The following is an 8,166-nucleotide window of genomic DNA, read 5'->3' as shown; positions in this document are numbered from 1 at the left end:
TGACCTTGTGTACCCTGACTAGAAGAAACCTGATCAAATAAGGTTGAGGCTGGCTTCGAGTCCGATGGGACCACATTGTGCCTCGGACCCGGTTCATAGTTAGACCCACTCACGGCCCCCGCAGTCAAGCGTACTGGACCCTTATTGGTCGATGCATCAGGTTGACGTGATATTCGCTCCGCCTTTCTAACATCCTCACCCTCTACCACCAAGGTCGACGCATCGATAAAACCAYCATCATCTGCACTATCAGCTGCAATGGATGGCTTACTATCCGTTGTAGYCTTGGATTGTTGAGGCTCCTGATGACCTTGTGTACCCTGACTAGAAGAAACCTGATCAAATAAGGTAGAGGCTGGCTTCGAGTCCGATGGGACCACATTGTGCCTCGGACCTGGTTCATAGTTAGACCCACTCACGCCCCCCGCAGTCAAGCGTACTGGACCCTTATTGGTCGATGCATCAGGTTGACGTGATATTCGCTCCGCCTTTCTAACATCCTCACCCTCTACCACCAAGGTCGACGCATCGATAAAACCACCATCATCTGCACTATCAGCTGCAATGGATGGCTTACTATCCGTTGTAGYCTTGGATTGTTGAGGCTCCTGATGACCTTGTGTACCCTGACTAGAAGAAACCTGATCAAATAAGGTTGAGGCTGGCTTCGAGTCCGATGGGACCACATTGTGCCTCGGACCCGGTTCATAGTTAGACCCACTCACGRCCCCCGCAGTCAAGCGTACTGGACCCTTATTGGTCGATGCATCAGCGCTTTTGTCTCGTTTGTTGCCTTCTTGAGTGTTACTCGGCGTTTGAGCATCGTTGTCGGTGTTAGCACCCGGATTCGTATTAGCTCTATGTGAATGATTTATCTCACTATTTGACGGTGTATCTACTACCTCTCGGCTAGTCTTTTTCCCTATTTCTTCCAGTGAGTAACGTAAAATTGAAAACTCTTTATCGGATAGGTGCTTTTCCGCACTTGAAACCTGCTCTGGTATGTCACCATAATAATTATTTGTAATGGTATCACCATGATTGATGGTATCACCATGGTTAATTGTATCACCATAGTTGTAATTATTCGTGATATAGGTATTGCCACCAGTTGAGTTAACATTCACTGGCTCAGGCATCTCTTGATCTGTCGAGCCCTCTTTAGGTTCAGCTGGCTTAACCTCGATAATGTCACCAACACGGTAGGGAACACCGTTAATAATGATCTTATCCCCAGATTTAACGGGAAGACCATCGGAACTATCTTCAGGTGTAGGTTCGTCCTCAGGAATACTTTCCGGATTCAATGGTTGAGACGGCCGAGTATTTTCTTCAGGTTCTTTCGCTTCTTCGGGCTCTTTGGGGCTTTCTTTTGGTGGTTCTTTAGGCTGTTCCTCTTTTTTTAGAGGTATCTGAAAAGTCCGGCCACCATGCATACAAGAAAGCAAAGTATTGCCTCCAAATGCAATAAGAGCACCTCCTGGTGGAAAGAAGACGCCAACACCGAGACCAACAACCAGTAAAATGCCTCCACCCAAAGCATGAATTTTTGCTTTTTTCTTATGGCTAAATCTACCGCTAGTCGTGCGCTCCACCTCTTTATGCTTAGACTGATTCTTCTTGTCCGTTGTGCTCGCCTTTTTACCTTCCGTGTCGATTTCAGTAGACTCACTATCCAAGAGGCTGTTACTGGCAGACATACTATCAATAAGAGGGTTGCTTAGACTCCTACCATCCGCTTGGCTTGCCACTAGCATGGACTGTGTACGTCGAAGCGCGCCAGGTTTAGTGCCATCAGTCTCTGTGCGGAGTGAGATTTCAGGCATACTCGTGCTTCTATGCAGAGATGGAGTTTTCATTTTTAGAACCTCATTACTTCTAATAGTTGTATCGTCAAGCGTCGAAGATCGTCTTCTAAAACTCTCGATTCAGGGCATGCCAGTGTAATGTAACCATCAACACGAATAAGAAAGCCCCCTAATGTGGACTCAAATCGGAGCAAGTTTTCAATCACTTGTTCAATATTGTGTAAATGAACAAGCTGAAAAAAAGGCACAACCGGATAAAGCACATAGTCGGGATGTTGACTAAATACGGTTTCTTCATTCTGCTCTATCTTAAGCAGAAAGCTTTCGACTTTATCTAGCTCTGGCTGCATATTATTTCGGGTAAACTAAAACCACATCATCGGTTGATAAAGCCGATAATTCTTGAGTGGTTAATGCGGTTTCAAAGGGTGTCCAGCTTACGGTAAGCTTTAAATTACCAGACAAAGCTTGAGGCTTAGCCTCAAGACAGTCAGTATCAATATGGATGGACTCAACATCAAGATACAGAGTAGTCGCTAAACCCTCACATTCAAAAACGGTGGTAATACTCAGAGGTAGATCTCGACCCTCTTTTTGATCAATAAAGCCAACATAATGTACGCCATGAGGGGCCAAACTCTGGGTAATTAGATACGCAACGTATTCTTTATCAAGATGCTTAATCTCTAAGCCCAGTAAACGCTCAATTTCGACAACCTGCAAATAACCTTTTGCTTCAATGCCCATATGAACCAGATTGATTTCTATCAAATCTTGTTTTTGCACTGAGTTTAACTCTAAACGGTGAAAATCCATTTTAATTGAATGGTTATCAAATCTCGTCCCAGCAATAAAATTAACTTTCTTTGCTACTTTGTTTGATATGGTGCAACGAGGGATAAGGTTTACCGCATCATACTTCATAATATTCACCGATTTCGAGACAGCAATGCGAGCACATCTCGGCTCATGAGATAGTCTTTTTCATCAACCCAGTCTCTTATACCTTGGGGGATTTCACAGACAAAGTCATAAATTAGTTGGTAGGTTTCTTTGGAAGTCATCGCTTCAAAGTCATCATCTTGAACCAAGCGCAAGATAAAGGTAATGTTGTGGAATTCACTTTCAATTATTCCATCAATAACAATCGATTTTACAGTCTCTTCCGAATAGTCACGTAAACGCTCAAACCAAGCAATCACAGCTTTCTTATCTATATATACATCAGCATCCGACATTTGGTTCCAACTTAAGCGTTGTGATTTATTCTTGATCATCTCATAGGGATCAAGAGGTCGATCTCTTAAATCACAGTGGGCGATACGAGTATGGCTGCTCATCGTTTTCCCCTTCATTAGAATCTTCTGACGTATTTGATAGGCGTTTTTTATACTTACGCTCACGTTTATCGTACTTTCGACAAAGCACCAACATTGATAGTAAACCTTCAAGGTAGTGCTCATAAGCGACAAGTTGTTGCAATGCTTCACTATCCGCTTCCATTCCTTCACCGAGTTCACCTAGTGACTCAAGATACTGCTTCATTTTCTTCCTTAAGGAGGCAGGGTAAAGGTGCTGACAATGGTTGGCCGCTTGCAATATGAAAAGCTGTGCATCATTAAGTTGCTTTTTACCAGGTAGAGCTTCAGTAAAACCATGCCAATCACGCAGCGCCCGCAGCTGATAACTATTCAGCATTTTCGCAAACTGCCTCTGGTGTTGAGGGGTCATCGGCTTACGGCGAATACGAAACAAGCGAGGATTCTTTTTGGTTCTTTTTTCTGCTTGTTTGACATCTCTGACCCGCTTGGTCTGACTCTCTTCACGAGTTTGCTTGGTCGGCGTTACGTCATGAACCCGTTCAGTTCTTTGTGGCATTGAAAATGAAACACTACGCATAGTCTAAAAAAGAGCGGGCGAACCCGCTCTGCTCCTTAACGGTTTGTAGCCAAGCTTGCTTTAGCTACAGCTTCGAGAACCTCAAGCAATTTGCGTAGAGAATCACCTAAGCTTTTAATAAACTCCGGTAATTGCTCTGCAAGTTTCATTTGCAAATCGTTACCAGCTTTGATTTCATCTTGCTCTTGCTTATCTTGAGCAGCCATCATTTCTGTGCCCTGATTACCCGCTTGGCCAGTCGCCTGATTAGCTTGTTGCAAGAAATTATTCTTAGCTATTTTAGCATGCTGCAATGCTGCTGAATTTTCATCAAACAGCTTGCGGCCTTCTGGTGTTTCTTTCATCTGTTTGACTGATGTGTACTCGCCAGAAGTGTTAGCTAAGTGCTTGTCTTTCATAACTTTTGGCTTAGCAGTATCCACCATTAAAGCTGTAGAGAACACCATAGTGGTCGCTATGATTCCAATAGCGATACCTAGCTTCAGCATAGCGTCATCACAGATCTTTTCTGCAAGCACTTTCGCATTGTCCATATTGGCTACACCAACATCAATATTGCTTGCCATAACACTGTTACGTGTTCTTCCTTCTTGTTCAATGATCGCAAGTAACATTGCAAGAAGATCTGAAATTGATACAGTCGAAGAACTACCATTAGAGTTGGTATAAGTTACTTCGCCAGTGACTGGTTCAAAGCTTTTGAAGCCGGGCAGCTTGGATAGCAACACATCGGTCATCAACTTGCCGTAAGATGCAGAAATATCGGCCATCTTTTCAATACTAACCGATGCTGGCACGTATTCTTTAACAATACTGTTAACGAGATTCTGGTTCTCTTTACTCGGGTTCTGAGATAGAGCAACAAGTGCCTCATTCAAAGAATCAGATACTTGAGTCACTTTACCGTCAGTGAGCATGCTCAGCAGAGGGGCCATTTTCAAAGTAGCAGCTTTTGCCGCTTCTGGTGACACCTGAGTTGATACTACACTGGATGCGCCCTCAGCACTTGATGCCGATAATGCGAAATTAGTTTCAATAGTCATAAAATCACTCTTAACCTTACATATGGATTGAAATCATTTTGTCGTTAAAATCACGATGAGCTTTATTAAGATCAAACAGGGTTTCAAACGCATGAGTAACTGCTCTCATAGCTTGAGACAGCATAAGCAAAATTTGCTGAATAGCCGTTTGCAGTGCATCTTGCTCTGCCTGTGCCTTTTCCATATCAGCGGCAATTTTAGATGACTTAATGCCAAATCCTGCACCGACAATATCAGATGCGGTAGATGTTACTTCTGTCGCTTGAGCAAGACGAGCTCCACGGGTCGCCATTTTTTCTGACTTAGCGAGATCTTGGATTTTTTCAAGTACATCATCCAGCATGTTCTTAGCTTTAGAAATCAAAGGGTTTTTCGAGAATGACTTCAACATAGTTAGCATTTCAGACATTTTACTGCTGAAAGACTCTAGCTTACTTATCACACTTGAGGCCTTAGCTGCTGCGGTCGAAGCGGCTTTACTTGCTGCGGTAGTTGCTGCTTTCGCTGCAGAGCTTGCCGCTTTAGCAGCAAATTCTGCTGCTTCAGTTGCTGCCTTTGTTACTGCTTTAGGTAATACCTTACTAGCTGCTGTACCAAGCCCACTCAGTAATTTAGCAGGATTGAAAGCAATCAATAGTCCGGCAATAGCACAACCAATCTCTAGTCCCATCCTTATCTTGCTACGTTTCTCTTCAGGAACGCCACACTTTTCCAACACCTTGTCAACGACAGCGGGTAGAACCGCCAAAGTTACCGCAACAACTGCAACCGCTACTGCTGCTGCAGTGGCACCAAAAGTAACCACAGCCGAAACCACAGCCGCAAGTACACCAAGTGCCATACCAATTTTGGCAAATATGCCACGTTTCTTATTGGCCTTCTGTTGCTCTTGTAGTTCTTCTGATTGCTTTCTGATTGAAGCGACTGTCGAGTCTCTTTGTATATCAATAAGTGACTTCTTAGCTTCAGAGTTTGCTGCACCTGTTTGTGAAAGCGCTTCTGCAACTTCTTTATTGCAGTCTTCTAGCAAACGCCACAGAGCACTAAGTGATATTGAACTACCTGGAAGTGGCTGACTCGGCGAAGCTTGTTCAGCTGCCGCTTTTTCAGCCGTACCACGCTGTTCGCTGGTACTCTCGTCTACAGGAACGACATATGTCGTTGCTGAGACGGTGTTCATGAATGTACTCATTACGTTTTCCCTTCATGTATTAGGCCGGGAATAAGCAGCCAAACCGGCATACTGTCTACTCTCTTGTATGAGCGGCATGTCCCCGGCGACGTCATGCCCATTTATGCTAACTTTTCAATCGTTTCATAATCACTCGAAACATCGCGCAGTATCAGCCCATTGATAGTATTAATCATCTTTTTTGCTCCTAAACTCATTCACTACTTAAGACAAATGAGGTGCTAATTGCTGCTTTAAAAATTCGTAACGTTTGATATAAAATTCACTTAAGCTCTCAGGCTTAACAATCAGCCAATGAACCGCAGCTTGCATGTGATCCTTGAGTTTGTAATGACACAGCGAAATATTGAGCATGGTTTCATTGAGATCATTTGTTGGATAGTTTTTTACAAGATTTAACATATCCAAAGCCTTTTGAAACAGCCCCTTCTCGAGGTATATCGCCGCCAAACACCCAGGACCTCTGTGATCGTATGGATTCAAGGATGAATAGGCGACAAACACGATTTCTGCTTCTTTAAACTGAAACTGATTATAAAACTCAACCCCAAGATCAAAGATGGATTTTAAGTGAGTCGTTGTGATTTTGTTGGAATCACGTTGCTGAGCGATTTCCTTTAAAATTTCATCACCATCAAGTAGAGAGAAGAACTCATCTCCTGGCTTACCAAAATTAATTGCTTGGTTTTTCATATTCTTTCACCTTAAATTACTGCAATTAAATTGCATCAGATTTGACGAGTATTGGCGCCAATACTTGATGAACCACATTAGATAATCGGTATGGACTCGACGTCATCAATGGCGTGGAAGGGATATCTAGACCCAAGCGAATAGACCACAAGGTAGCAAGTCTTTTGTTATATTGCGCTAACATCAACAACCCAAGTTGCGAGCTGTTCATATTTTCAGGAATGCTTTGAAGACCTGCAGCATCGGACCAAAGACACAGCCTCTTTTCCAACTGTGCTCTTAACTCAAAAATAGCCCTACTATTGTTTCTAGTACTGCGATGAAGCTGGTACTCGACTAAATAGCCCAGAGTGCTTACAATTTTTCTGACTTGCCCCACACTACTCGACAGCCACAAGCAGACTTCTTCATCGGTAAGAGAGGTCAAGACCAAAAAAGCATCTTGGCTTAGCTTACGCTTGGTTAAGCAGTGATGAAGTAGCTTTTGGTGTCGTTTGTTATGCGTTTTCATTGCCAGCCAATTGAACAAAGTAACTTACTGTCAATGTGTCAGATTCAGCGGCTAATCCTTTCAGAAAACGTTCGATATTACCTTTTTTGGTACTATCAAACTCATTCAAACTCATGATTAACACTGAGATACGCTTACTCTTCTCACCAGTGACGACAACGCTAGCTCGTAAGACATTAGGTATAACACTGAGTTTGTTATAAATTTCTCGACTTTCGAGCAAGTTGCTTTTTACCGTTTCTAGTTTGCTTAAACTGGCAAACTTAGATTCCAATAAATCGTTCAGATCTTCACGTTGAAAGTAGAAGTTAAACTGAGTCAATAACTCCCTCGCTTTTGCCTCATCAGACTTTTCTACGTGAATATGATAATTTTCTTTTTCAGTGGATAAAGTAGCGGGTACTTGATGCTGCGCTAATAAAACTATTACTTTGTTGGCAACATCAGCCGATTCAAAACTGGCAACCTGGCTAGCACCTTGATCACCGCATCCCACTAAAACAAGCAATAGAAATAAGTAAAACTTCTTCATCACTGAGCCTTCATCACTTCATTTATTGCATTCGCTGACTTAGATGCAATCTTTGTTACGGTTTCCTGATAGAGACTGTAATGAAATACTGACTGTTGCAATGCAAACGTATCTTGCACAGTAATCGCGTCTTGATTAGCATTAATTTTGTCAAGATTATCCAGAATCTCCTGAAAACCTTCACCAATATTATTGAAGGTATCTTCCAATACAGACGGTTGAATCTGCTCAATCATTAGATCCGGCATTGTATTTCCTCTCAAACAACCTTTTAACAGGTAGTAGTTAAACCTTGCACATATGCTATGTAGCGTTTCAATACAGAGCCAATGAATCATTGTGAAATAAAAAAATTTGTTTTTTCTTTCTTATTTTCATGTTCTTAGAGAGGAGAGCACATAAAAAAACACGCTCTGACATAAGCTGAAATTATGCTGAAAACTTATGAATTTGGTCAAATAGCAGCCAAAATCAAAACTACACTGTAA

Annotated in this window: 10 protein-coding genes and 1 pseudogene; all 11 read right to left on the bottom strand. The window is 42.5% G+C overall.

Annotated elements, in window-relative coordinates:
- Positions 1 to 1,859 (bottom strand): annotated as a pseudogene (locus tag DPF90_RS06125) (hypothetical protein); the annotation flags it as partial.
- A 2-nt stretch (positions 1,860 to 1,861) separates the two neighbouring features.
- Positions 1,862 to 2,158, bottom strand: a complete 297-nt coding sequence (locus DPF90_RS06120; protein ID WP_114785442.1) for a hypothetical protein — start codon at positions 2,156 to 2,158, stop codon at positions 1,862 to 1,864.
- A 1-nt stretch (position 2,159) separates the two neighbouring features.
- Positions 2,160 to 2,732, bottom strand: a complete 573-nt coding sequence (locus tag DPF90_RS06115) for a hypothetical protein (protein WP_114785441.1) — start codon at positions 2,730 to 2,732, stop codon at positions 2,160 to 2,162.
- A 5-nt stretch (positions 2,733 to 2,737) separates the two neighbouring features.
- Positions 2,738 to 3,148 (bottom strand): hypothetical protein, encoded by a 411-nt coding sequence (locus DPF90_RS06110; protein ID WP_114785440.1) that lies wholly within the window; start codon positions 3,146 to 3,148, stop codon positions 2,738 to 2,740.
- Positions 3,117 to 3,707, bottom strand: coding sequence for a hypothetical protein (locus DPF90_RS06105; protein ID WP_114785439.1), 591 nt, complete (start codon positions 3,705 to 3,707; stop codon positions 3,117 to 3,119). The genes DPF90_RS06110 and DPF90_RS06105 overlap by 32 nt, the downstream gene beginning before the upstream one ends.
- A 35-nt stretch (positions 3,708 to 3,742) precedes the next feature.
- The gene (locus tag DPF90_RS06100) at positions 3,743 to 4,750 is read right to left on the bottom strand and encodes a hypothetical protein (protein WP_114785438.1); all 1,008 of its coding nucleotides are present in this window, start codon (positions 4,748 to 4,750) and stop codon (positions 3,743 to 3,745) included.
- Between the two features lie 16 nt (positions 4,751 to 4,766).
- Entirely contained in the window at positions 4,767 to 5,942 is a 1,176-nt protein-coding gene (sctE, locus tag DPF90_RS06095; protein ID WP_114785437.1) for a type III secretion system translocon subunit SseC family protein, read from the bottom strand.
- Between the two features lie 204 nt (positions 5,943 to 6,146).
- Positions 6,147 to 6,635 carry a tetratricopeptide repeat protein gene (locus tag DPF90_RS06090; RefSeq protein WP_114785436.1) on the bottom strand — a complete coding sequence of 163 codons (489 nt, stop codon included), beginning with the start codon at positions 6,633 to 6,635 and terminating at the stop codon, positions 6,147 to 6,149.
- A gap of 25 nt (positions 6,636 to 6,660) precedes the next feature.
- Positions 6,661 to 7,146, bottom strand: a complete 486-nt coding sequence (locus tag DPF90_RS06085; protein WP_114785435.1) for a hypothetical protein — start codon at positions 7,144 to 7,146, stop codon at positions 6,661 to 6,663.
- Positions 7,133 to 7,678, bottom strand: a complete 546-nt coding sequence (locus DPF90_RS06080; RefSeq protein ID WP_114785434.1) for a type III secretion protein — start codon at positions 7,676 to 7,678, stop codon at positions 7,133 to 7,135. Before DPF90_RS06080 ends, DPF90_RS06085 begins: the two co-directional genes overlap by 14 nt.
- Positions 7,678 to 7,926: an EscI/YscI/HrpB family type III secretion system inner rod protein gene (locus DPF90_RS06075; RefSeq protein WP_114785433.1), complete on the bottom strand. Its 249-nt coding sequence runs from the start codon at positions 7,924 to 7,926 to the stop codon at positions 7,678 to 7,680. Before DPF90_RS06075 ends, DPF90_RS06080 begins: the two co-directional genes overlap by 1 nt.
- Between the last annotated feature and the right edge of the window lie 240 nt (positions 7,927 to 8,166).

Source organism: Vibrio tetraodonis (genome assembly GCF_003350295.1).
Taxonomy (GTDB): Bacteria; Pseudomonadota; Gammaproteobacteria; order Enterobacterales; family Vibrionaceae; genus Vibrio; species Vibrio tetraodonis.
The sequence above is the reverse complement of the archived record's forward strand: the minus strand, read 5'-3'. Positions and strand labels throughout refer to the sequence as shown.

Excerpts from the sequence above, each read along its gene's own strand:
- DPF90_RS06120 (WP_114785442.1), bottom strand. The coding sequence starts at position 2,158 with ATGCAGCCAGAGCTAGATAAAGTCGAAAGCTTTCTGCTTAAGATAGAG.
- DPF90_RS06115 (WP_114785441.1), bottom strand. The coding sequence starts at position 2,732 with ATGAAGTATGATGCGGTAAACCTTATCCCTCGTTGCACCATATCAAAC.
- DPF90_RS06110 (WP_114785440.1), bottom strand. The coding sequence starts at position 3,148 with ATGAGCAGCCATACTCGTATCGCCCACTGTGATTTAAGAGATCGACCT.
- DPF90_RS06105 (WP_114785439.1), bottom strand. The coding sequence starts at position 3,707 with ATGCGTAGTGTTTCATTTTCAATGCCACAAAGAACTGAACGGGTTCAT.
- DPF90_RS06100 (WP_114785438.1), bottom strand. The coding sequence starts at position 4,750 with ATGACTATTGAAACTAATTTCGCATTATCGGCATCAAGTGCTGAGGGC.
- sctE (WP_114785437.1), bottom strand. The coding sequence starts at position 5,942 with ATGAGTACATTCATGAACACCGTCTCAGCAACGACATATGTCGTTCCT.
- DPF90_RS06090 (WP_114785436.1), bottom strand. The coding sequence starts at position 6,635 with ATGAAAAACCAAGCAATTAATTTTGGTAAGCCAGGAGATGAGTTCTTC.
- DPF90_RS06085 (WP_114785435.1), bottom strand. The coding sequence starts at position 7,146 with ATGAAAACGCATAACAAACGACACCAAAAGCTACTTCATCACTGCTTA.
- DPF90_RS06080 (WP_114785434.1), bottom strand. The coding sequence starts at position 7,678 with ATGAAGAAGTTTTACTTATTTCTATTGCTTGTTTTAGTGGGATGCGGT.
- DPF90_RS06075 (WP_114785433.1), bottom strand. The coding sequence starts at position 7,926 with ATGCCGGATCTAATGATTGAGCAGATTCAACCGTCTGTATTGGAAGAT.